The sequence below is a fragment of the Pantoea sp. CTOTU49201 genome, from assembly GCF_032054795.1.
In the GTDB taxonomy this organism is placed as follows: Bacteria; Pseudomonadota; Gammaproteobacteria; order Enterobacterales; family Enterobacteriaceae; genus Pantoea; species Pantoea symbiotica.
In genome coordinates this window covers 1-21,833 of the sequence record NZ_DAMBSA010000025.1, presented here as the reverse complement: position 1 = coordinate 21,833, position 21,833 = coordinate 1, and the positions used below count along the sequence as shown (strand labels likewise).

Here is a 21,833-nt window from a genome sequence, read left to right as displayed (position 1 = left end):
CTTTATGCGTTTGTCCCGTGGCACCAAACGCGATGCCATTTTGCCGGCGCTGAAGCGCGTTCAGGCTGGACATCTGCTGCACGCGACGCTGCAAAAACTCTCCGGCGGTGAAACCCAGCGTGTGCTGCTGGCGCGCGCATTACTTAATGAGCCGCAACTGCTGGTGCTCGATGAGCCAACACAAGGCGTTGACGTCAACGGCCAGGTTGCGCTGTACGATTTGATCGATCAGCTGCGCCGCGAACTTAACTGCGGTGTGCTGATGGTTTCACACGATCTGCATCTGGTAATGGCGAAAACCGACGAAGTGCTGTGTCTCAACCATCACATCTGCTGTTCCGGAACGCCGGAAGCGGTATCACAACATCCTGAGTTTATTGCGATGTTCGGCCCACGCGGCGCGCAGCAGCTCGCAATTTATCGTCATCATCATAATCACCGTCACGATTTACAGGGACGCATTGTTCTGCGCAAAGGAAACGGCCCGTCATGATTGAACTGTTATTACCTGGCTGGCTAGGCGGCGTTTTGCTGGCGTTGGCGGCCGGTCCACTTGGCTCGTTTGTGGTTTGGCGCCGCATGTCCTACTTTGGCGATACGCTCGCGCATGCCTCTTTGCTGGGCGTGGCGTTTGGTTTGCTGCTCAACGTGAATCCCTACTATGCGGTGATTTTGGTGACCGTGTGTCTGGCGTTGGGATTAGTGTGGCTGGAGCGCCGCCCGCATCTGGCCATCGATACACTGCTCGGCATCATGGCGCACAGCGCGCTGTCGTTGGGTTTAGTGGTTGTCAGTCTGATGCAAGGTGTGCGTGTTGACCTGATGGCTTATCTGTTTGGCGATCTGCTGGCGGTGACGCCCGATGATTTATGGATGATGGGCGGCGGCGTGGCGATTGTACTGGCGGTGATGGCGTGGCAGTGGAATTCGCTGTTATCGATGACCATCAGCCCGGAGCTGGCGCAGGTCGATGGCGTTAACATTCAGCGCACGCGTTTGATGCTGATGCTGGTGACGGCATTAACCATCGGCGTGGCGATGAAGTTTGTTGGTGCCTTGATCATTACGTCACTGCTGATTATCCCGGCGGCGACGGCACGTCGCTTCTCGCGCTCACCGGAGCAGATGGCCGGTTTTGCGGTGATTGCCGGTATTATCGCAGTGACTGGCGGACTCACCTTCTCCGCCACCTACGATACGCCAGCCGGTCCTTCGGTGGTGTTATGTGCTGCAGTGTTGTTCATCATCAGCATGGCAAAAAAACCGGCGGCATAATGCCGGTTTACTCTTCGCGACTAATACCAAAGTGTTTATAAGCATGCTGCGTTGCCATTCGGCCGCGTGGCGTGCGTTGAATGAATCCTTGCTGGATCAGGAAGGGTTCAATCACATCCTCGATAGTTTCTCGCTCTTCGCCGATCGCCGCTGCCAGATTATCCAAGCCAACCGGACCACCCGTAAACTTGTCGATAATCGCCAGCAGCAATTTGCGATCCATGTAATCAAAACCCTGGCTGTCGACATTAAGCATATCCAGCGCGCTGGCTGACACTTCACCACTCAGGTTGCCGTTAGCGCGCACCTCAGCAAAGTCACGCACGCGACGCAGCAAACGGTTAGCGATACGCGGCGTACCGCGCGCACGACGCGCTATCTCTAACGCGCCCTCTTCACTCAGCGCCAGGCCAAGACAAGCCGCGCTACGGCCAACGATGTGCTGCAGGTCGGGAACGTTATAAAACTCAAGACGCTGCACAATGCCGAAGCGGTCACGCAGTGGCGAGGTTAAAGAACCGGCGCGCGTGGTAGCACCAATCAGGGTAAACGGTGGCAGATCAAGCTTAATCGAACGTGCTGCCGGACCTTCACCGATCATGATATCCAGCTGATAATCCTCCATCGCCGGGTAAAGCACTTCTTCAACCACTGGCGACAGGCGATGGATCTCATCGATAAATAGCACGTCATGCGGTTCAAGGTTGGTGAGCATCGCCGCCAGATCGCCGGCTTTTTCCAGCACCGGCCCGGAGGTGGTGCGCAGATTGACGCCCATTTCGTTGGCGACGATGTTAGCCAGCGTGGTTTTACCCAATCCAGGCGGACCGAAAATCAGCAGATGATCGAGGGCATCGCCACGCAGTTTCGCCGCCTGGATGAAAATCTCCATCTGCTCGCGCACCTGTGGCTGACCAACATATTCTGTCAGCAGCTTGGGGCGAATGGCACGGTCGAGCGTTTCTTCTTCGTTAAAGGAACTGCCCGAGACCAGGCGGTCGGCTTCAATCATGCATTACCTCAAATAGCTGCGCGCAGGGCTTCACGAATCAGGGTTTCGCAATCCGCATCCGGTTTACCCACTTTGCTGATCATCCGGCTGGCTTCCTGCGGTTTATAGCCGAGAGCCACCAGCGCTGAAACCGCTTCGGCTTCGGCATCGTTATTGTCCTGTGCGGCGGAAGGCGTGGTCAACGTAAAGGTTGAATCACCCCCAAACAGATCGCCGTGCATGCCGATAAAGCGGTCTTTCATCTCAACAATCAAACGCTCGGCGGTTTTTTTACCCACGCCCGGTAGTTTGATCAGGGAAGCAATTTCTTGTCGTTCAACGGCGGTGACGAACTGCTGTGCCGACATGCCCGACAAAATCGCCAGCGCCAGTTTAGGCCCAACGCCATTTACCTTTACCAGCTCGCGGAACAGCGTGCGTTCCTGCTTGTTGTTAAAACCGAACAGCAGCTGCGCATCTTCACGTACCACGAACTGGGTGAAGATGATCGCTTCCTGATTAATCTCCGGCAGCTCGTAAAAGCAGGTCATTGGCATGTGCACTTCATAACCGACACCGTGCGCCTCAATCAACACCAGCGGCGGCTGTTTTTCCAGAATATTGCCTCGTAAACGACCAATCACCTGAGCAGTTCCTTAATCTGTAAGTAAGCCTGAGTTTATAGCATAAAAAAGGCTGGATGAATATCCAGCCTAACTTCGCGTTTCGTTTCCGCTAACCCGATCGCATACGACCGCGCGTCATCACTAATTTGGTGTCACTGATACGCGCCGCGTTTTGGCTCATATGGCAATGTGTGATGGCGATGGCTAGCGCATCGGCGGCATCCGCTTGCGGATTGGCCGGCAGTTTCAGCAAGGTACGCACCATATGCTGCACCTGACTTTTCTCTGCGCCGCCGGTGCCGGTGACAGTTTGCTTCACCTGGCGCGCCGCATACTCAAACACCGGCAAATCGTGATTCACCGCCGCGACAATCGCCGCGCCACGCGCCTGGCCCAACTTGAGCGCTGAGTCCGCGTTCTTCGCCATAAACACCTGCTCGATAGCAAAGTAGTCGGGTGAGAACTGCGTGATGATTTCGCTGACGCCCGCGTAGATCAGTTTGAGACGCGTCGGCAGATCGGTAACGCTGGTGCGGATACAGCCGCTGCCCAGATAAGTAAGCTGGCGGCCGGTTTGGCGGATAACACCGTAACCGGTGACGCGCGAGCCGGGATCGATCCCGAGAATTATCGCCACAGCGCGTCTCCGGTGAGTGGGGTTTTAAGCAACGCCATTACAGCGTTTCTGCGATCTCATCAGAGATTTCACCGTTATGGTAAACTTCCTGCACGTCGTCACAGTCTTCCAGCATGTCGATCAGGCGCAGCAGTTTCGGCGCGGTTTCGGCATCCATTTCGGCTTTGGTTGAAGGGATCATCGAGACTTCAGCCGAGTCGGCTTTAAGACCGCCCGCTTCCAGCGCATCACGCACCGCACCCATCTCTTCCCACGCAGTGAAGACATCAATCGCGCCGTCATCATAGGCCACGACGTCTTCTGCACCGGCTTCCAGCGCCGCTTCCATCACCGCATCTTCGTCCTGACCAGGCGCGAAGGAGATAACGCCCTTCTTGCTGAACAGGTAAGCAACAGAACCGTCGGTACCGAGGTTGCCGCCGGTTTTGGTGAAGGCATGACGCACTTCGCCCACGGTACGGTTACGGTTGTCGCTCAGGCACTCAATCATCACCGCTGAGCCGCCCGGACCGTAACCTTCATAAATGATGGTTTCCATGTTGGAATCATCTTCACCGCCCACGCCGCGTGCGATGGCACGGTTCATGGTATCGCGCGTCATGTTGTTAGACAGCGCTTTGTCCATCGCTGCGCGCAGACGTGGGTTGGAACCCGCATCGCCACCGCCCAGTTTCGCAGCAGTGACCAGCTCGCGAATGATTTTGGTGAAGATTTTACCGCGCTTTGCGTCCTGAGCAGCTTTACGATGCTTAGTATTCGCCCATTTACTGTGTCCAGCCATTTTGCATATTCTCCGATCTTATCAATCGCACGGGCTATCTTACTGGCGATCTCGGCTCCCGGCAGTGCTCGCAATCCTCACGTACATAAGTACGCTCCGGTTGCTGTGCGCTGGCGGTAACCGACCTCGCTGCGACGATTACGCCCGACTGTTCAATTTTAGTGGTGCAGGTTTCACATCCCTGCACCGGGTTTAAGGGACGAAGGAATAACTTCGTCGAATTCACGGAATTTAACTGAACTGCCACGGGAAAAACGCGCGGCGGCGAGCATTCAGATAAATTCTTCAATTGCCTGGCGGTTACTCCAGGACTTGGTGAGGGCTGCGGCAGCGGCGGGTTCGAGCCAGCGCGCGGCGAGATGCTCGGTGAGCAGCAGGTCGCGCTCTGCGGGTATGGCCAACCTGAACCAGTGTTCGCGATTGTGCGTGGTGCCCGGTGCGTAACGATGGCGATAGTGCGGGAAGATCTCAAACTCGATTTGCTTGTGGCAATCGTCCAGCACTAACTTTTCGTGCGCAATATCGATGGCGAGTTCTTCTAACACTTCGCGCTGAGCCGCCTGGCGCGGGGTTTCGCCCGCTTCCAGGCTGCCAGTGACCGATTGCCAGAAGCTGTCGTCATCACGTCGCTGCAGCATTAACACCCGGCCGGTATCGCGGGCAAAAATCACCACCAGCACCGAAACCGGATGTTTAAAGCCCATTACTTGTTCTCAAACTTTTCTTTATTAGATTTTACTTTTTGTGAAGCTTTCTCAGGTTTATGAGCAACAATTAAAGTTCCTTTAGAATCCTCGGTAAACTTTTCTAATACTTTAATTGCTTCATCTTTTTTGTCCTTTTTAGGAGCCACCAAAATGCCCAGGTCCAGCAACGCAGCTGGATTGGCTTCGCTTGGGGCTTCGGTCATCATGCACGCTGCAGCGGTGGTTTTCGGGAACGCGATAACATCACGAATGTTATCGGTGCCGGTCAACAGCATGGTCAGACGATCCAGACCGAACGCCAGGCCCGCGTGCGGCGGCGTACCGTATTTCAGCGCGTCGAGCAGGAAGCCAAACTTCTCACGCTGCTCTTCTTCGGTGATGCCGAGGATGCTGAACACCGTCTGCTGCATTTTACCGCTGTGGATACGCACGGAACCGCCGCCTACTTCGTAGCCGTTAATCACCATATCGTAGGCATTCGCCACCGCTTGTACCGGATCGGTTGCCAGCTCTTCTGCGCTCATGTCTTTCGGCGACGTGAACGGATGGTGCATCGCTGCCAGGCCGCCCTCTTCATCTTCCTCAAACATTGGGAAGTCGATCACCCACAGCGGTGCCCAGGCTTTGTCATCAGTGATCTGCAGATCGCGGCCCACTTTCAGACGCAGCGCGCCCAGCGCATCCGCCACCACTTTAGCGCGGTCCGCGCCGAAGAAGATCAGGTCGCCATCTTGTGCGCCCGTGCGGTTGAGAATGTCTTCAACGATTTCTGCACTGAGGAACTTGGCAACCGGGCTCTGTACGCCTTCGAAGCCTTTAGCACGTTCGTTGATTTTCATCCACGCCAACCCTTTGGCGCCGTAGATTTTAACAAATTCGCCGTACTCATCGATTTGCTTACGCGTTAGCGCAGCGCCGCCCGGTACGCGCAGAGCCGCCACGCGGCCTTTAGCATCGTTGGCTGGACCGGCAAACACCTGGAACTCAACGTTTTTCAGCAGATCGGCAACGTCCACCAGCTCCATTGGGTTACGCAGGTCTGGCTTATCTGAACCGTAACGGTTCATCGCTTCCGCAAAGGTCATCTGCGGGAAGTCACCGAGATCCACACCTTTGATATTGATCCACAGTTCACGAATCAGACGTTCCATCTTTTCACGCACCTGCTCGGCGGTCATGAAAGAGGTTTCCACGTCGATCTGAGTGAATTCAGGCTGACGATCGGCACGCAGATCTTCGTCACGGAAACACTTAACGATCTGATAGTAGCGGTCAAAACCCGACATCATCAGCAGCTGTTTGAACAGCTGTGGCGACTGCGGCAGCGCGTAGAACTTGCCTTTATGCACGCGGCTTGGCACCAGATAGTCACGCGCGCCTTCTGGCGTGGCTTTGGTCAGCATTGGCGTTTCGATATCGAGGAAGCCCTGGTCGTCCATAAAGCGACGCACGAAGCTGGTAATTTTAGCGCGGGTTTTCAAACGCTGCGCCATTTCCGGACGACGCAGGTCCAGATAGCGATAGGTCAGTCGCGCTTCTTCGCTGTTGACCTGGTTAGAGTCCAGCGGCAGCGGTTCAGCACGGTTGATGATGTTCAGCTCATGGGCAAACACTTCGATTTCGCCGGTTGCCATGTCGCTGTTTTTGTTCTTTTCGTCACGTGCACGCACGGTGCCGGTGATCTGGATACAGAATTCGTTACGCAGCTCAGATGCCAGCTGGAAAGCGTCCTGACGATCGGCATCAAAGAACACCTGTGCGATACCTTCACGGTCACGCATATCGATAAAAATCAGGCTACCCAGATCGCGACGGCGATTTACCCAGCCGCAGAGAGTGACTTGCTGACCCACGTGAGACAGATTGAGCTGTCCGCAATATTCTGTACGCATAACGTATCCTTTTAACTTCGCCGCTGCTGCCAGACAACATCAGGCCGCGTAACCTTCTGAGATGCTGTCGCAAAAAAGGCGGCTATTATAATGGAAAAACCCAGGCAGGATAAGTGGAGCCCGATCAAAGCGGACAAAACATTATGCTTTATCGCGCTGTTTTTCCTGCCGACATCAAAACAGGGTACATTAAGCCGCCCTTTCCCGCCCCTAAAGGATTCAGGAGTTCGCGTTGACACTTCGCATAGGATTACCGCAATGGCAGCACGCGCAATGGAAACAGTTCGGCATTGAGACTTTAGCCGACTACGCGCAGCTGTTTGGTTGTGTGGAAGGCAATACCACATTGTATGCGCTGCCGAAGCCAGAAGTGGTGATGCGCTGGCGCGATATGACGCACGACGATTTTCGTTTCTGCTTTAAGTTTCCCGATAGCATCAGCCATAAAGCGGCGCTGCGCGATTGCGATGAGTTGCTGACGGAGTTTTTCCGCCTGCTCGATCCGTTGAGCCAGCGCATCGGTCAATATTGGCTGCAGCTGCCCGCCGCGTTTTCACCGGCACAGCTAGTTGATTTATGGTCCTTTCTCGATAGTTTGCCGCGCAATTTCCGCTATGGCGTTGAGGTGCGGCATCAGGCATTTTTTGCCAAAGGTGACGCCGAACGCGCGCTGAATCGGGGTTTACTGGATCGCGGCGTTAATCGGGTGATTTTAGATAGCCGTCCGGTGCATGCTTCAACCTCACAAACCGCCGCCGCCGTGGATGCGCGATCGAAAAAGCCGCGCGTGCCGCCGCATGCGGTGCGCACCGGTTCGCAACCGATGGTGCGTTTCATAGGCAGCGATAGCGTGGCGGAGAGCGTGCCGCTGTTTCAGCCGTGGCACAGCAAGCTGCAAGCGTGGCAGCTGGATAGCGATCCCATGCTGTTTATTCATACGCCGGATATGGGCGAGGTGTTTCCACTGATTCAGGCGTTGTGGCCACAGTTGCAGCAGCTGGAGCCATCGTTACGCGATCTGCCCGACTGGCCGCAACAATCAAGCCTGTTCTAGACGCAACGCAAAGGGTGCAGCCTGGCCGCGTTTCTGCCAAAATAGCGCCCTTTCCGTTTTCTCTCCGGACCTTTCATTATGTCTGATCGCGATACGCTATTTTCCGCGCCCATCGATAAGCTGGGCGACTGGACCTTTGACGAGCGCGTAGCTGAAGTTTTTCCCGATATGATTCAGCGCTCGGTGCCGGGTTATTCCAACATCATTTCGATGATTGGCATGCTGGCAGAACGCTTCGTTCAGCCAAATAGCCAGGTTTACGATCTTGGCTGTTCGCTGGGTGCCGCCACATTGTCGGTGCGCCGCAATATTCATGTGCCTGGCTGCCAGATTATTGCTGTAGATAATTCGCCAGCGATGGTTGAGCGTTGCCGTCGCCACATCGATGCCTTCCGCGCGGATACGCCGGTGCAGGTGATCGAAGCGGATATTCAGGATATCCACATTGAGAACGCCTCGTTGGTGGTCTTGAACTTTACCCTGCAATTCCTTGAGCCGCCGGCCCGTCTCGAGTTGCTGAAGAAGATCGTTAACGGATTGAATCCGGGCGGCGCGCTGGTGCTGTCGGAGAAGTTCAGTTTTGAAGATGCCGATGTCGGCGAGTTGCTATTTAACATGCATCACGATTTCAAACGCGCTAACGGTTACAGCGAGCTGGAGATCAGCCAGAAACGCAGCATGCTGGAGAACGTGATGTTGACCGATAGTGTCGAAGCGCATAAGGCGCGCCTGAAAACCGCTGGTTTCAAACATGCGGAGTTGTGGTTCCAGTGCTTTAATTTTGGTTCGTTGGTGGCGTTGAAATGATTGAGTTTGGCCGTTTTTATCAGCAGATTGCCACCGGCCCGCTGGCCAGTTGGCTGGAAGTGTTACCGGCGCAAGTTGCCGCATGGCAGCGTGAGAATTTGCACGGTAAGTTCCGCGACTGGGAGAAGTCAGTTGATTATCTGCCGCTGCTGACGCCGCAGAAGCTGGATTTGTTGCACAGCGTGAGTGCGGATGTTGAGGATCTGACCGATCGTCAGCGTCTTGGCATTGAAAATCTGCTGCGCAATTTGATGCCGTGGCGTAAAGGTCCTTATTCGCTGTACGGTACCGAGATTGATACCGAATGGCGTTCCGACTGGAAATGGGATCGCGTGTTGCCGCACATTTCGCCGTTGCAGCATCGCACGGTTTTGGATGTCGGCTGCGGCAGCGGTTATCACATGTGGCGCATGATTGGCGCGGGCGCGAAGTTGGTGGTCGGCATCGATCCGATGCAGCTGTTTTTGTGCCAGTTTGAAGCGGTGCGTAAGCTGTTGGGCGACGATCGTCGGGCGCATTTGCTGCCGCTGGGCATTGAGCAACTGCCGGCGTTACAAGCATTCGATACCGTGTTTTCGATGGGCGTGCTTTATCACCGTCGTTCGCCGCTTGATCACCTGATGCAGCTGAAAAATCAGTTAGTCAGCGACGGTGAGTTGGTGCTGGAGACGCTGGTGATTGAAGGCGATGAGAACGCGGTGTTGGTGCCGGGTGAACGTTATGCGCAGATGCGTAATGTGTACTTTATCCCTTCTGCGGCAGCGCTGAAGAGCTGGCTGGAGAAGTGCGGATTTGTCGATGTGCGCATCGCGGATTACGCGGTGACGTCTGTGGAAGAGCAGCGTCGCACCAGCTGGATGACCAGCGAGTCGCTGGCCGAGTTCCTTGATCCGAATGACAGCAGTAAGACCGTTGAAGGTTATCCCGCTCCGCTGCGTGCTGTGTTAGTGGCGCGCAAGCCGTAATGCTTAACGCCGCGATAGCGCCAGCTTCGCGGCAAAGCCAATAAAGACGCAGCCCGTCAGGCGATCCATCACTTTCAGCACCGCTGGACGACGCAGATGCGTCGCAAAGTACTGGCTGCTGCCAATCAACACCGCATTCCACACCAAACCAATCACCATATGCGTGAGCGCCATCAGCGTGCACCACAGAGGCACCGATGCGCCCGCCGGAATGAACTGCGGCAGGAAGGTGACGTAGAAGACGCCAACTTTGGGGTTTAACAAGTTGCCAAATAGCCCGCGTGTGAAGCATGCAACATAGCTTTGCTCTTTATTCTGCGCATGCTGACCTGCTTCCGCTTGGGTACGCGGGTTGATGAGTAATTTGACGCCGAGATAGAGCAGATAGGCCGCACCGATCCATTTCAGCAGGTTATACGCCATTTCCGATGCCAGCAGCAGCGCGCCTAATCCAAGGCCCACCGCAACGCCCCACACCAGGCAACCCAGCGTGACGCCAAACGCCGTGGCCGATGCACGTTTCCAACCTTGCGCGGCGGCAGATCGTAACACTAATGCAGTATCAAAACCGGGCGTAAGCGTGAGGATGGTGATGGCGAAGAGGAAAGATAAAATTAGTGTCATGCGATGTTCTCAATTGCTCCGGTGCGTTTCAGGCTGAAAACAAGGGCCGCTGCGTAAAGACGTCGTGGACACATCCCTGTGGACTCTGCCAGCGCATCCATGCGCTGGAAGCTTTACTACGCGGCCCTTGTTCTCAGCCTTTATGTGGAATTCGTGCGGTTTAATCTTGTGCGGCTGTTTCGCTGGGGGCGTTCCAGTATTGGTATTTATAAGCGGAGCTGAGATGGCGTTCAATGGTCCCTTTGGCGAATACTTCGGTTTCATGCAGATAACTGAGCGTACAGTTGCCCACTTCATCCCACAGTTGGCACTCATCCACCGAGCGTAGCGTGCTGACTGGCGTGGTCGATGTGCCGTTCAGGCGCAGTTCCCGCCACTGGTTATCGTAGCTGTAAGTATCTTTGCTACGCGCGCTACTGGATGAAGTCACCAATCCTTGTGGATTCCAGCGCCAGCTGCTTTCGCCACTGGTCATGCTGTCGCTGCCGCGCGCCACGCTTTTTTCTACTCTGAACTGTTTGTCATAGCGGTAAGTGGTATCGGTAAAGCCATCTTTGCCCATGCTGGTGAATTTATCGGATGAGCTGACGATGTTGCCATGCTGGCCGATTTGCCAGCTGATGGTGCCCTGACGGTTATCGACCACTTCTTCCTGCCCCGCTTTAATTACTTTGACCATGTAGGCATATTCCGCCACCCAGCCACGCTGGACGCGGGCGATATGCTGTTCCATCGTCAGCAGGACGTTGCCTTCATTTTTGTCGTAGGAGATATCGGCCACCATTAAATCGCCGCACTGATCAAATTGGCCGAGTACGCGCTTTTGCGAGTTCACATCTTTGCCAAATTCGCCCGCCACCACCTGACGCACCGCGCCTTTGGCATCGCCACCCAGCATGATCCAGTTGTTGCTGCTGGTGATGTTTTTGCTCATCGGTGGACACGCCGTGCTGACCGCCAGCGCAACGCCGCAGTAGGGGAGAAGCAGCAGTAAAACGGTACAAGGGATGGATTTCATGAAGGTTATCCGTACGAGGCCATAGAGTAATCAAAGCATCATTTACACGATCACGCTATCTCTACGGGAATGGCAGATAAAAAGAACCCCAGTTAGAATAACTGGGGTTGGTACTTGCAAACATCACGTCGTTTGGACTGGCGTGCTGCGCGGCAAAATCGGGGTGAATTCAGGCTACCCGGATGGCGCTCATCTGCGTCATGCTTTTCATGGCTTCAACCACATCACCATCAACGCAATAGCGACTGAATTCATCGGTTTCCGCTTCGGAGCACATTGAAACACCGGCTTTGCGGTAGCGCATCGGCGAAGCGACTAAACGGCTGGCGGAGCTGTGAACTTCCTGCAATCCACTGTCGATGAACTTCTGGATGTTGCTCAAGCGGACGCCTGCACCGGCCATAATAATCGGACCTGTGCTGTGTTCATTTAGTTCCCGTAATAATGCAATTCCTGCTTCGGCGCTCTGTTGCTGGCCAGACGTCAGGATGCGCGCGATGCCTAAATCAGCCAGCACCTCAAGCGAGCGTTTTGGACTGTGGCATAAATCGAAGGCGCGATGGAAAGTGACGTCCATGCCGTCACACAGCGTCATAATCTGCTGCATACGAGCAATATCGACATGTGCATCTTCATCCAGCATGCCAATCACTAAGCCGGGAAAACCGAGTTCACGCATTAGCGCAACATCAGATTTCATCGACTCAAACTCATAGTTGGTGTAACAAAAATCGCCGCCACGCGGACGGACGATAGGGTGTACCGGGATCGAAATTTCACGACGTGCCGCTTCCAGCACGCCGGCTGAAGGCGTCAACCCACCTTCGCGCGGTGCGCTGCACAGCTCCACGCGATCGGCACCGGACAGCTGCGCAGTCATTGCGCAGTCGATGCCGTAGCAACAAATTTCCAGTTTCGTCATACCATGCTCCTTCTCATGACTTCTGGCTCGGGATGAATGCTTCAGTTAGTCTACTTAATTGGACAGTTTACGTGGAACTCGCACTATGGCATTCGATTTTAATCAATGGATAGACCGTCGTCACAGCGATAGTTTGAAATGGCACAAATATGGTGATCGCGATGTGCTGCCGCTCTGGGTAGCGGACAGCGATTTCCGTTCGCCGCCGAGTGTGATTGAGGCCATTAAACAGCGCGCTGAGCACGGCGTTTTTGGCTATGGCGCAACGCCAAGCGGATTGATTGATATCACCCTTTCCCGTTTAGCGCAGCGCTACAACTGGCAGATTGAGCCGGACTGGATTGTGTTATTGCCTGGCGTGGTGTGCGGTTTGAATCTTTCGGTCCGCGCATTCACGGAATCTGGCGAATCCACGGTTTCCCCAACGCCAATTTATCCACCGTTTCGCGGTGCAGCAAAACTGGCCGATCGCGCGCAGGTGCATTTACCGCTGCGTTTACAGGACGATCGCTGGGTGATGGATCTGGATGCCAGCGCCATGCAGGGCAATGAGCGCCTGCTAATGCTGTGTAATCCGCAGAATCCAGGTGGCACGGTTTATCGTAGTGACGAGCTGGAAGCCCAGCTGGCATTTGCGCAGCAGCATGATTTGATCGTCTGCTCCGATGAAATCCATTGCGATCTGCTGCTGTCACCCGGCGTGCAACACATTCCGTTTGCATCATTAAGTGAAGATGCCGCACAGCGCAGCATTACGCTGATCTCGCCGTCGAAAACATTCAACATTGCCGGGTTGGGCGCTTCGATGGCGATCATTCCCAATCCAGAGCTGCGCGCACGCTTCAAACGCGTGCGGGAAGGCATTGTGCCAGGCGTGGATATTCTGGCGCTGGTGGCGGCCGAAGCGGCGTGGCGCGATGGCGATGAATGGCTGGCGGCGCAGTTGGATTATCTGCGCGCCAATCGTGATTGGCTGGTGGCGCAGGTCAATGCGCTGCCAGAACTGCAAATGGCCGCGCCGGAAGCGACTTACCTCGGTTGGATCGACGCAAGCAAACTGGATGTTGCCAACCCAATGGACTACTTCGAGCAGCACGGCCTCGGTTTTTCACCGGGTCACGATTTTGGCGACGATAATTTCGTGCGCTTCAACTTTGGCTGTACGCGCGCCACGCTGGAACAAGCGGTGGCGCGTTTGCAGCAGGCGGTAGCAGCGCGCCGTTAAGCCTGCTCGCTGGCGACAATCTCTTCCAGTCGCCACGGATGAAACTTGATGGTGGTTTGCCCGTCCGTTACCGCCAGCGTCGGATTGGGCAAACGCTCGTTCTCGCCTTTGGGCGCGCTGGTTTTAAACGAGATGCCCGGCTGCGTCAGCGCATCATCCGAGAGCAGCGCCATCGCCCGCACACCCAGCGTTTCCGGTTCACCTCGCAGCACAATCTCCACGTGTTCCCAGCCTTCATGGCGATACAGTTTCTCACCCGGCCACGGCAGTTCAATCACATCGATTTGCCAGCACGCCAGGTCTAATGGCTGATGCAGTTTGAACAAGCAGATCGGGCGACCATTGATCATTGCTTCGGAAAACTGCGTGCCGATTTGCAGCAATCCGGTTTTCCAGCGTTCTGCAGTCGCAAACTGGTGGCAGCGCACCGCAACGTGATCGGCTTCATGTTCAGCCAGGTTAATGCCTAAACGTTCAGCAAATCCCGCCAGAGAGTGCTCAAAACGAGCCAGGTCTTGTTTTAAATCATCCAATTCCATAGGAAAGTTGGTCCGCATCACGTTTCACCTCTAATTCAGTTCAGGTTTACTAATCAATATGAAATTTGCTAGCCGTTGATTCCGCTTGACAAAATTGTCGGATTCATCCGATTTAGGCGTCAAAAAGGCTGAAAACCGCATAAATAGACCATTCATTTCGGATTTATCGCCAAAACAGGTCCAGCAGTTACTTTATGAAAGTGGCTTAACCTTCTGTTATTATTCAGGATAGTTAATACAATGAGATAACTCTTATTTAAGTTGCAAACAATTGCAGCCTGATACCCTTTCTTATAAATTTGTGTTTCACAACTACAAGGAACGGCCTTATGTCTATGCTCATTGTTGTCGCGGTCCTGATTGCATTAATGGGATTTGCAATTTCCCGCCATTGGAAGGTGCGTGAAGACAAAAGCGTTAAAAATCCTCGTCGTCACCCACGGCGCCGTTAATCGGCGCTGAGGGCCCGATGTTACGTCTCACTGAATACCGAATAGCTGACTCACTTTAACATTTCACGTATACTTCCCCTCTTATTTTTCCGTCCCGCCGCGCAGTTGCGGGATGACGACATCGGCTCGCCGCCTACAGGCGGGCCTTTTCAGCATATGAAGGTAACGCGGTGAATATTCAGGCTCTTCTTTCCGACAAAGTCAGTCAGGCAATGATTGCGGCGGGTGCGCCTGCCGATTGCGAACCTCAGGTTCGTCAGTCTGCGAAGGTACAGTTCGGTGATTACCAGGCAAACGGTATGATGGCCGTGGCGAAAAAGCTCGGTCAGGCACCGCGACAACTGGCTGAGCAGGTGATTCAGCATCTGGATCTTAACGGCATCGCCAGCAAAGTCGAAATCGCCGGTCCCGGCTTTATCAATATCTTCCTCGATCGTGCATGGCTGGCGGCGCAAACCGCGCAGGCGCTGCAGCTGCCGCGCCTCGGTGTGAGCAGTGTCGCGCCGCAAACTATCGTGGTGGATTACTCCGCGCCCAACGTGGCGAAGCAGATGCATGTCGGTCACGTCCGCTCCACCATCATTGGTGATGCCGCGGTGCGTACGCTGGAGTTCCTCGGCCACAACGTCATCCGCGCCAACCACGTCGGCGACTGGGGCACGCAGTTTGGTATGCTGATCGCCTATCTGGAAAAGCAGCAGAACGAACATCACGAAGAGATTGCGCTGGCTGACCTGGAAGCCTTCTACCGCGAAGCCAAAGTGACCTACGATGCTGACGAAGCTTTTGCCGAGCGCGCACGTAATTACGTGGTGAAACTGCAAGGTGGCGATGAATATTGCCGCAGCATGTGGAAGAAGTTGGTCGATATCACCATGAGCCAGAACCAGCTGGTCTATGACCGCCTGAACGTGACGCTGACGCGCAAAGATGTGATGGGTGAAAGCCTGTACAACGACATGCTGCCGGGCATCGTCGCCGATCTGCGCGAAAAAGGGTTGGCGGTGACCAGCGAAGGCGCCACGGTAGTTTTCCTTGATGAGTTCAAAAACAAGGAAGGCGAACCGATGGGCGTGATCATTCAGAAGAAAGATGGCGGCTATCTCTACACCACCACCGACATCGCCTGCGCCAAATACCGCTTCGAAACCCTGCATGCCGATCGCGTGCTCTACTACATCGATTCCCGTCAGCATCAGCATCTGCAACAGGCGTGGACCATCGTGCGTAAAGCCGGTTACGTGCCAGAATCGGTACCGCTTGAGCATCACGCGTTCGGCATGATGCTGGGTAAAGATGGTCGTCCATTTAAAACCCGCAGCGGCGGCACGATTCGCCTCGCCGATTTGCTGGATGAAGCGGTCGAACGCGCGCATGCGTTGGTCAGCGAGAAGAATCCAGAAATGTCAGCGCAAGAGCTGAAAGATCTGTCGGAAGTGGTGGGTATCGGCGCAGTGAAATACGCTGACCTGTCGAAAAGCCGCACCACCGATTACATCTTCGACTGGGACAACATGCTGGCATTCGAAGGCAATACCGCGCCTTACATGCAATACGCCTACACGCGCGTGCTGTCGGTGTTCCGCAAAGCCGGCATTGATGCCGATAGCCTGAGCGGTGACATCGTGCTGACCGAAGAGCGTGAAGCGCAGCTGGCTACGCGTCTGCTGCAGTTCGAAGAAGTGATTACGCAGGTCGCTCGCGACGGTACGCCACACGTGATGTGTGCTTACCTGTACGATCTGGCCGGCCAGTTCTCCGGCTTCTACGAACACTGCCCGATTCTCTCCGCCGATGACCAGAACATCCGTCAGAGCCGTCTGCAGCTGGCCGCGTTAACCGCGAAAACGCTGAAGCAAGGTCTGGACACGCTGGGCATTAAAACCGTCGAGCGCATGTAATACCATCAGCGGAGAGCGCCGCAAACGGCTCTCCGCTGCTTTCCCTCTTCCTCTCTATTAAAAATCCCCCTTAAACTGCTCTGAATTTGGCTTTGCTCCTGCCCAACACCTGCAATTTCTCTCGCTTCATACGCTTTCTCATTTTTCCGACACAGCTCACCAAATAAACAAAACTCATACCTTCATAACCATTTTATGGCAGACAAAGTCGCACGCCATCCCTAATTTGGTAATGGAAGCAAGAAAGCTAAAACATGCAACAAGCTGTTTTAAAAGCTAAAAACTATAAAACTTACCCCTGCAATCGGGTTAAAGTGATGCCCCCGGCCCATGTCAGGGCGGAATAAAATCTCAACCCGATAACGTCATTAATAAAAAAATCAGAGCGTATCCTATGAGCAATCACGACATTATCGATGTAAAAGGCTGGATCGACGCCCGCCCGATCACCGGATACCAGTGGCTGACCCTCAGCCTGTGTTTCATCATCATCATGTTTGATGGCTACGACGCGGCAGCGATGGGTTTCATTGCGCCCGCGCTGATTGAAGACTGGGGCATCAGCCACGCGGAAATGGGGCCGATTCTCGGCGCTGCGATGTTCGGCGTGGCGATTGGCGCGCTGATCGCCGGTCCGTGGTCCGACAAATTCGGCCGGAAGCGCGTGCTGCTGCTGTCGATTGCCGTCTTCGCCTGCTTCAGCCTGATGAGCGCCTTCGCCCGTACGCCGCTGGAAATGGGCGCGTTACGTTTTCTCACCGGCCTTGGTCTCGGCGCGGTGATGCCCAACTGCGTCACGCTGGTGTCGGAATATATGCCGGAGCGCCGCCGCAGCCTGATGATCACCGTGATGTACAGCGGGTTTAATATCGGTTCCGGATTGGGCGGATTCATCGCCGCCGGCATGCTGCCGCACTTTGGCTGGCAAGCGGTGCTGGGTTTTGGTGGTCTGTTGCCGTTGCTGATGTTGCCGCTGCTGCTGTGGCTGCTGCCGGAATCGGCGATGTACATGGTGGTGCGCAAAGTCAGTCGCGACAAGATTGCTGCGGTGCTCAAACGTCTGGGCGGCGAGTTCTCCGCCGGTACCGCCTTTGTGCTCAATGCGCCGATCATCCCGAAAAAAGCCCAGGTGCTGCAGCTGTTCAGCCGCGGCTATGCGGGCGGCACGGTGGTGTTGTGGCTAACCTACTTCATGGGTCTGTTCGTCATCTACCTGCTGAACGGCTGGCTGCCGACCATTCTGCGTTCTGGCGGCGTAACGCTGGAGCGTGCGGCGATTGTCGCGGGCTTGTTCCAGCTGGGCGGCACTTTTGGCGGCCTGATGGTCGGCGGGCTGATGGACCGTTTCAAAGCGAAATATGTTATCGCCCTGTTCTATCTGCTGGGCAGCTTCTGCCTGGTATCGCAGGGCATCTGGAGCTTTGGCCCGAATGTGCTGGCGCTGCTGGTGTTCCTTGCAGGCGTCTGTATTAACGGCGCGCAAACCGGATTACAAGCCTTCTCCCCAGCCTTTTATCCCACTGAAATGCGCGCCACCGGCGTGTGCTGGATGCACGGCATTGGACGCAGCGGCGCCATTATCAGCTCCTCGCTGGGCGGCGTGCTGCTCGGCGTGTTCCCTGGGCAAACAGCCATTTTTATCGTTTTGTCGCTCCCGGCAGTTTTGGCGGCACTTTCCATCACCCGACATCACCCTGCACAGGTGGCCCGTCAGGTTAAAGGCATCGACCTTAATGACCTGCCGTCCCTGTCGCGTACCCTCAATAATCGATGAAGTAGAGGTCAAAAAATTATGGCTAAAATCATAGGCGGTTTAGCGGTTTCTCATACCCCCACCATTGGCTTTGCGGTTGATCACAACAAGCAGCAGGAAGGCGCATGGGCTCCGATTTTCGATGGCTTTGCGCCGATGCAGCGCTGGCTGGAAGAGAAGAAACCGGACGTGCTGCTGTATGTGTTTAACGATCACGTCACCTCCTTCTTTTTCGATCACTATTCGGCCTTTGTGCTGGGCATTGATGACGAATATGCCGTGGCGGATGAAGGCGGCGGCCCGCGCGATCTGCCACCGGTTAAAGGTCATGCGGCGCTGTCACAGCATATTGGTGCCAGCCTGATGGCGGATGAATTCGATATGTCATTCTTCCAGGACAAAGCGCTGGATCACGGCCTGTTTTCGCCGCTGTCGGCGCTGGCACCGTGGCAAGGCGGCTGGCCAATGCAGGTGGTTCCGCTGGCGGTCGGCGTTTTACAGTTCCCGATTCCGACGGCACGTCGCTGCTATAAACTCGGCCAGGCACTGAAGCGCGCGGTAGAGAGTTTCCCGGAAGATCTGAAAGTTGCGGTAGTAGCAACCGGCGGCGTTTCACATCAGGTACACGGCGAGCGCTGCGGCTTTAACAACCCGGAATGGGATGCACAGTTTATCGATCTGTTGATCAACGATCCCGAGCGCCTGACCGAAATCACCCTGGCGGAATACGCCACGCTCGGCGGCCTGGAAGGCGCGGAAGTGATTATGTGGTTGATCATGCGCGGCGCGCTGTCGGCCAACGTCGAGAAACTGCATCAGGATTACTACCTGCCATCGATGACCGGTATCGCCACGCTGATCCTCGAAAACCAGTCTCGTGAAGCGCCGGTTGATGTGCACCAGCGTCAGCGCGACAAGATCAACCTGCAAATGAGCGGCGTGGAAAAACTGCCCGGCACCTATCCGTTCACCCAGGCGCGCAGCCTGAAAGCGCTGCGTATCAACCGTTTTCTGCACCGCATGATTCAGCCAGAATGGCGTAAGCGTTTCCGCGAAGCTCCGCAGGCGCTGTATCAGGGAGCCGGGCTGACTGATGAAGAGCAAACGCTAATTACCCAACTCGACTGGCGCGGCATGATCCATTACGGCGTCAGCTTCTTCCTGCTGGAAAAACTGGGTGCGGTGGTGGGCGTGTCTAACCTGCATATCTACTCGGCGATGCGCGGCGAAACGCTGGAACAGTTCCAGCAGACGCGCAATCAGCAGGTGCTCTACTCGGTAGCGGGGAAAAAAGAGTGATGTTTACGCAACCGGTTATCGACTGCCACCACCACGTTTTTGATCCCAAGAACTTTCCCTGGGCGCCCGAGAGCGCCTACAACCCAGACGGACACGAGCTGGCGACGCCGGATTACTATCGCGCCGTGATGCAGGCCTACAACATCAGCCATTCGCTGATTGTCGGCCCAACGTCGGGCTATAACACCGACAATCGCTGCCTGCTGGATACCATCAAGCGCGGTGAAGGCCGTTTCAAGGGCATTGCCGTCACGCCGCGTGACGTGGATAGCGACACACTCGCCAGCCTGAAAGATCAGGGCATTGTTGGTATTGCGCTGAACGTGGCGATGCTGGGCACCGAGCCGTTTCTCCAGCTTGATACTCTGATGGGCAGGCTGGCGGAGCTGGATCTGTTTGCCCAGATTCAGGTGCAGAACGATCAGCTGCTGGCGCTAATGCCGCTGCTGTCACGCACCCGCACGCGTTTGCTGATCGATCACTCCGGCCGACCAGACGTCGGCGCAGGCGTAGCACAACCGGCCTTTCAGGCGCTGCTGTCGCTGGCCGGTCAGCAACGTACCAGCGTGAAACTTTCCGGGCTGGCGAAATTTTCCCGGCAGCCGTATCCCTTCAGCGATGGACATCCTTATCTGCTGGCCTTGCTGGACGCTTTCGGTGCGGAAAACTGCATGTGGGGATCGGACTGGCCCTTCCTGCGCGCCACTGAACGCATGGATATGGGCACGCAACTGCTGTTGATCGAACAGCTGATCCCCGATGAAAAGAGCCGCCGTCAGGTGCTTTGGCACACGCCACAGCGGCTGTTTGGTTTTACTGAATTACAGGAGTCATGATGAGAACCATCTATGTACTGAACGGCCCGAACCTCAATTTGCTGGGCACCCGTGAGCCGGAAACCTATGGCTCCGACACGCTGCAAAGCGTGGAAGCGCTGTGCCGCGCAACGGCGGAAGAGCTGGGCGTAGCGATTGAGTTTCGCCAGACCAACCACGAAGGTGAAATGATTGAGTGGATTCAGCAGGCGCGTCTCGAGGCGCAGGCGCTGGTGATCAACCCAGCGGCGTGGACACACACCTCGGTGGCGATTCGCGATGCGGTGACCGGCGTGGCGTTGCCGCTGTGGGAAGTGCATATCACCAACGTGCACAAACGTGAGCCCTTCCGTCACCACTCCTATCTTTCCGACGTCGCGCAGGGCGTTATCTGCGGCTACGGCATTCGCGGTTACCGCTATGCGTTGATGGAAGCGGCGCGCGCAGGTTGATTATTGGTCCTGCCCGCACACTTCACGCAGGCAGCGGATCAGCGCATCCGCTGCCGGTGAGTGCAGACAGCCCGCACGCACCGTCAGCCCGATGGCGCGATCGGTATCCGGTAACGGAACCGGCAGCGCCACCAGCGCACCGGACGCCAGTTCCACTTCCAGCTGGTGCGCGGAGACCGCCGCCAGCATATCCGACTGCATCAGCAAGCCGCGCACCAACGCCAAATCGCCGGTTTCCACCACCGGATCGGGCGCCGGAATGCCCATCGCCTGAAAACTGTTGTTCAGCAGATACCGCGCTGGCGTGGCCGAACGCGGCAGCACCCAACGCGCAGCGCGCAGATCTTCGGTGGAAAGCTCACGTCCCACCAGCGGATGATCGTGACGCGCCAGCAGCACCATGCGTTCCGAGAACAGCGTCTCGCGCGTGACGTCCAGCGCATCCTCATCGCGGCGCAGCGCGCCAAAGATAAAATCGATATCGCCAGAGCGCATTTCCGAGGCCAGCACGCCAAAGGCGCTTTCACTGGTTACCACGCGCACGCCCGGATAACGCGCCGTCAGCATCACAATCGCCTGCGGCAGAATGCGCGTACGGCCCAGCGGCAGTGCGCCCACGCGCACCGTTCCCTCAAGTATCCCGCTGCGCGCGGCGATATCGGCCGGAATATGGCGCAGTTCATTCAGCGCACGCCGCACGTTGGCTTCAATTTCACGCCCGGCCAGCGAAGGCATCATGCCGTGCGGCGTGCGCTCCAGCAGCGCGATGCCCGCGCCGTTTTCCAGCACGCGCAGCGCGGCGCTTACCGCTGGCTGGCTCAGTCCGAGCCGTGCCGCCACCGTCTGCATGTGCCGCGTCTGGCATAGCGTGATAAAAATTTGCAGCCGACGCACATTAAACAGCCACAGCGGTTCCGCATCGCTGCGCTGTGCGCCGCGTCCTTGCAATTTTGCCAGCCGCTGCGGCACCTGATGCAGCTCTTCAATCGCCCGCAACGCGCGCGGCAGCACGCATTTACCGAAGTCAGTCAGCATCATGCCACCGGCATGACGTTCAAACAGCGTCACGCCTAAGGTGAGTTCCATGTCGCGAATGGC

General features: G+C 55.9%; 22 protein-coding genes and 1 pseudogene. 12 read left to right on the top strand and 11 right to left on the bottom strand.

Annotation, left to right across the window (positions count from 1 at the left end):
• Both znuC and znuB read left to right on the top strand, forming a co-directional pair.
• Positions 1-493 (top strand): zinc ABC transporter ATP-binding protein ZnuC (gene znuC / locus RTY00_RS03505; RefSeq protein ID WP_312663407.1); only part of this gene is annotated, 493 nt, incomplete at its 5' end.
• Positions 490-1,275: a zinc ABC transporter permease subunit ZnuB gene (gene znuB / locus RTY00_RS03500; RefSeq protein WP_061718584.1), complete on the top strand. Its 786-nt coding sequence runs from the start codon at positions 490-492 to the stop codon at positions 1,273-1,275. The genes znuC and znuB, both read left to right, overlap by 4 nt.
• Before the next feature lie 7 nt (positions 1,276-1,282).
• Here the strand turns inward: znuB and ruvB are convergent, their stop codons facing one another.
• From ruvB to aspS, 6 genes and pseudogenes are all read right to left on the bottom strand, one after another.
• Positions 1,283-2,287 carry a Holliday junction branch migration DNA helicase RuvB gene (ruvB, locus tag RTY00_RS03495; RefSeq protein WP_312663406.1) on the bottom strand — a complete coding sequence of 335 codons (1,005 nt, stop codon included), beginning with the start codon at positions 2,285-2,287 and terminating at the stop codon, positions 1,283-1,285.
• Positions 2,288-2,295: 8 nt separating this feature from the next.
• A complete protein-coding gene (gene ruvA, locus RTY00_RS03490) occupies positions 2,296-2,910 on the bottom strand; it encodes a Holliday junction branch migration protein RuvA (RefSeq protein ID WP_007889559.1) in 615 nt (204 codons plus the stop codon).
• Positions 2,911-3,001: 91 nt separating this feature from the next.
• Positions 3,002-3,529: a crossover junction endodeoxyribonuclease RuvC gene (gene ruvC / locus RTY00_RS03485; protein WP_008110486.1), complete on the bottom strand. Its 528-nt coding sequence runs from the start codon at positions 3,527-3,529 to the stop codon at positions 3,002-3,004.
• Between the two features lie 37 nt (positions 3,530-3,566).
• Complete coding sequence (locus RTY00_RS03480; protein ID WP_008110488.1) at positions 3,567-4,310, bottom strand: YebC/PmpR family DNA-binding transcriptional regulator; 744 nt, start codon at positions 4,308-4,310, stop codon at positions 3,567-3,569.
• A gap of 272 nt (positions 4,311-4,582) precedes the next feature.
• Positions 4,583-5,014, bottom strand: coding sequence for a dihydroneopterin triphosphate diphosphatase (nudB, locus tag RTY00_RS03475; protein ID WP_008110490.1), 432 nt, complete (start codon positions 5,012-5,014; stop codon positions 4,583-4,585).
• A 122-nt stretch (positions 5,015-5,136) separates the two neighbouring features.
• A pseudogene (gene aspS / locus RTY00_RS03470) lies at positions 5,137-6,909 on the bottom strand (aspartate--tRNA ligase); the annotation flags it as partial.
• 232 nt (positions 6,910-7,141) lie between these two features.
• On the opposite strand from aspS, the gene RTY00_RS03465 reads away from it, so the two are divergent.
• The 3 genes from RTY00_RS03465 (at position 7,142) to cmoB (ending at position 9,735) form a co-directional block, all read left to right on the top strand.
• Positions 7,142-7,963 (top strand): DUF72 domain-containing protein, encoded by an 822-nt coding sequence (locus RTY00_RS03465; RefSeq protein WP_312663405.1) that lies wholly within the window; start codon positions 7,142-7,144, stop codon positions 7,961-7,963.
• Between the two features lie 78 nt (positions 7,964-8,041).
• On the top strand, positions 8,042-8,770 hold the full coding sequence (gene cmoA, locus RTY00_RS03460) for a carboxy-S-adenosyl-L-methionine synthase CmoA (protein WP_097097065.1): 729 nt from the start codon (positions 8,042-8,044) through the stop codon (positions 8,768-8,770).
• Positions 8,767-9,735 carry a tRNA 5-methoxyuridine(34)/uridine 5-oxyacetic acid(34) synthase CmoB gene (cmoB, locus tag RTY00_RS03455; RefSeq protein WP_008110498.1) on the top strand — a complete coding sequence of 323 codons (969 nt, stop codon included), beginning with the start codon at positions 8,767-8,769 and terminating at the stop codon, positions 9,733-9,735. The genes cmoA and cmoB overlap by 4 nt, the downstream gene beginning before the upstream one ends.
• Before the next feature lie 3 nt (positions 9,736-9,738).
• On the opposite strand, the gene RTY00_RS03450 is transcribed toward cmoB, so the two are convergent.
• The 3 genes from RTY00_RS03450 to cutC form a co-directional block, all read right to left on the bottom strand.
• A complete protein-coding gene (locus RTY00_RS03450) occupies positions 9,739-10,359 on the bottom strand; it encodes a LysE family translocator (protein ID WP_008110500.1) in 621 nt (206 codons plus the stop codon).
• A 160-nt stretch (positions 10,360-10,519) separates the two neighbouring features.
• Positions 10,520-11,377 carry a hypothetical protein gene (locus RTY00_RS03445; protein WP_312663404.1) on the bottom strand — a complete coding sequence of 286 codons (858 nt, stop codon included), beginning with the start codon at positions 11,375-11,377 and terminating at the stop codon, positions 10,520-10,522.
• A gap of 169 nt (positions 11,378-11,546) precedes the next feature.
• Entirely contained in the window at positions 11,547-12,299 is a 753-nt protein-coding gene (gene cutC, locus RTY00_RS03440) for a copper homeostasis protein CutC (RefSeq protein ID WP_312663403.1), read from the bottom strand.
• Between the two features lie 85 nt (positions 12,300-12,384).
• On the opposite strand from cutC, the gene RTY00_RS03435 reads away from it, so the two are divergent.
• Positions 12,385-13,524, top strand: a complete 1,140-nt coding sequence (locus tag RTY00_RS03435) for a PatB family C-S lyase (protein WP_312663402.1) — start codon at positions 12,385-12,387, stop codon at positions 13,522-13,524.
• Here RTY00_RS03435 and RTY00_RS03430 read toward each other — a convergent pair.
• Positions 13,521-14,081: a VOC family protein gene (locus RTY00_RS03430; protein WP_312663401.1), complete on the bottom strand. Its 561-nt coding sequence runs from the start codon at positions 14,079-14,081 to the stop codon at positions 13,521-13,523. The two genes, RTY00_RS03435 and RTY00_RS03430, sit on opposite strands and share 4 nt — an antisense overlap.
• Positions 14,082-14,392: 311 nt before the next feature.
• Between RTY00_RS03430 and RTY00_RS03425 the strand changes: the two genes are divergently transcribed.
• The 6 genes from RTY00_RS03425 to aroQ all read left to right on the top strand — a co-directional run bounded on the left by RTY00_RS03425 (position 14,393) and on the right by aroQ (position 20,735).
• A complete protein-coding gene (locus tag RTY00_RS03425) occupies positions 14,393-14,515 on the top strand; it encodes a hypothetical protein (protein ID WP_007889544.1) in 123 nt (40 codons plus the stop codon).
• A gap of 170 nt (positions 14,516-14,685) precedes the next feature.
• Positions 14,686-16,416, top strand: coding sequence for an arginine--tRNA ligase (gene argS / locus RTY00_RS03420; RefSeq protein WP_312663400.1), 1,731 nt, complete (start codon positions 14,686-14,688; stop codon positions 16,414-16,416).
• A 394-nt stretch (positions 16,417-16,810) separates the two neighbouring features.
• A complete protein-coding gene (locus RTY00_RS03415) occupies positions 16,811-18,190 on the top strand; it encodes an MFS transporter (protein WP_008110512.1) in 1,380 nt (459 codons plus the stop codon).
• An 18-nt stretch (positions 18,191-18,208) separates the two neighbouring features.
• Positions 18,209-19,468: a gallate dioxygenase gene (locus RTY00_RS03410; protein WP_312663399.1), complete on the top strand. Its 1,260-nt coding sequence runs from the start codon at positions 18,209-18,211 to the stop codon at positions 19,466-19,468.
• The gene (locus RTY00_RS03405; RefSeq protein ID WP_312663398.1) at positions 19,468-20,304 is read left to right on the top strand and encodes an amidohydrolase family protein; all 837 of its coding nucleotides are present in this window, start codon (positions 19,468-19,470) and stop codon (positions 20,302-20,304) included. The genes RTY00_RS03410 and RTY00_RS03405 overlap by 1 nt, the downstream gene beginning before the upstream one ends.
• Complete coding sequence (gene aroQ, locus RTY00_RS03400) at positions 20,304-20,735, top strand: type II 3-dehydroquinate dehydratase (RefSeq protein WP_061718571.1); 432 nt, start codon at positions 20,304-20,306, stop codon at positions 20,733-20,735. Before RTY00_RS03405 ends, aroQ begins: the two co-directional genes overlap by 1 nt.
• Here aroQ and RTY00_RS03395 read toward each other — a convergent pair.
• A partial coding sequence (locus RTY00_RS03395) for a LysR family transcriptional regulator (protein ID WP_312663397.1) occupies positions 20,736-21,833 on the bottom strand: 1,098 nt, incomplete at its 5' end.

Excerpts from the sequence above, each read along its gene's own strand:
- znuB (WP_061718584.1), top strand. The coding sequence starts at position 490 with ATGATTGAACTGTTATTACCTGGCTGGCTAGGCGGCGTTTTGCTGGCG.
- ruvB (WP_312663406.1), bottom strand. The coding sequence starts at position 2,287 with ATGATTGAAGCCGACCGCCTGGTCTCGGGCAGTTCCTTTAACGAAGAA.
- RTY00_RS03480 (WP_008110488.1), bottom strand. The coding sequence starts at position 4,310 with ATGGCTGGACACAGTAAATGGGCGAATACTAAGCATCGTAAAGCTGCT.
- nudB (WP_008110490.1), bottom strand. The coding sequence starts at position 5,014 with ATGGGCTTTAAACATCCGGTTTCGGTGCTGGTGGTGATTTTTGCCCGC.
- cmoA (WP_097097065.1), top strand. The coding sequence starts at position 8,042 with ATGTCTGATCGCGATACGCTATTTTCCGCGCCCATCGATAAGCTGGGC.
- cmoB (WP_008110498.1), top strand. The coding sequence starts at position 8,767 with ATGATTGAGTTTGGCCGTTTTTATCAGCAGATTGCCACCGGCCCGCTG.
- RTY00_RS03450 (WP_008110500.1), bottom strand. The coding sequence starts at position 10,359 with ATGACACTAATTTTATCTTTCCTCTTCGCCATCACCATCCTCACGCTT.
- RTY00_RS03445 (WP_312663404.1), bottom strand. The coding sequence starts at position 11,377 with ATGAAATCCATCCCTTGTACCGTTTTACTGCTGCTTCTCCCCTACTGC.
- cutC (WP_312663403.1), bottom strand. The coding sequence starts at position 12,299 with ATGACGAAACTGGAAATTTGTTGCTACGGCATCGACTGCGCAATGACT.
- RTY00_RS03435 (WP_312663402.1), top strand. The coding sequence starts at position 12,385 with ATGGCATTCGATTTTAATCAATGGATAGACCGTCGTCACAGCGATAGT.
- RTY00_RS03430 (WP_312663401.1), bottom strand. The coding sequence starts at position 14,081 with ATGCGGACCAACTTTCCTATGGAATTGGATGATTTAAAACAAGACCTG.
- RTY00_RS03425 (WP_007889544.1), top strand. The coding sequence starts at position 14,393 with ATGTCTATGCTCATTGTTGTCGCGGTCCTGATTGCATTAATGGGATTT.
- RTY00_RS03415 (WP_008110512.1), top strand. The coding sequence starts at position 16,811 with ATGAGCAATCACGACATTATCGATGTAAAAGGCTGGATCGACGCCCGC.
- RTY00_RS03410 (WP_312663399.1), top strand. The coding sequence starts at position 18,209 with ATGGCTAAAATCATAGGCGGTTTAGCGGTTTCTCATACCCCCACCATT.
- RTY00_RS03405 (WP_312663398.1), top strand. The coding sequence starts at position 19,468 with ATGTTTACGCAACCGGTTATCGACTGCCACCACCACGTTTTTGATCCC.
- aroQ (WP_061718571.1), top strand. The coding sequence starts at position 20,304 with ATGAGAACCATCTATGTACTGAACGGCCCGAACCTCAATTTGCTGGGC.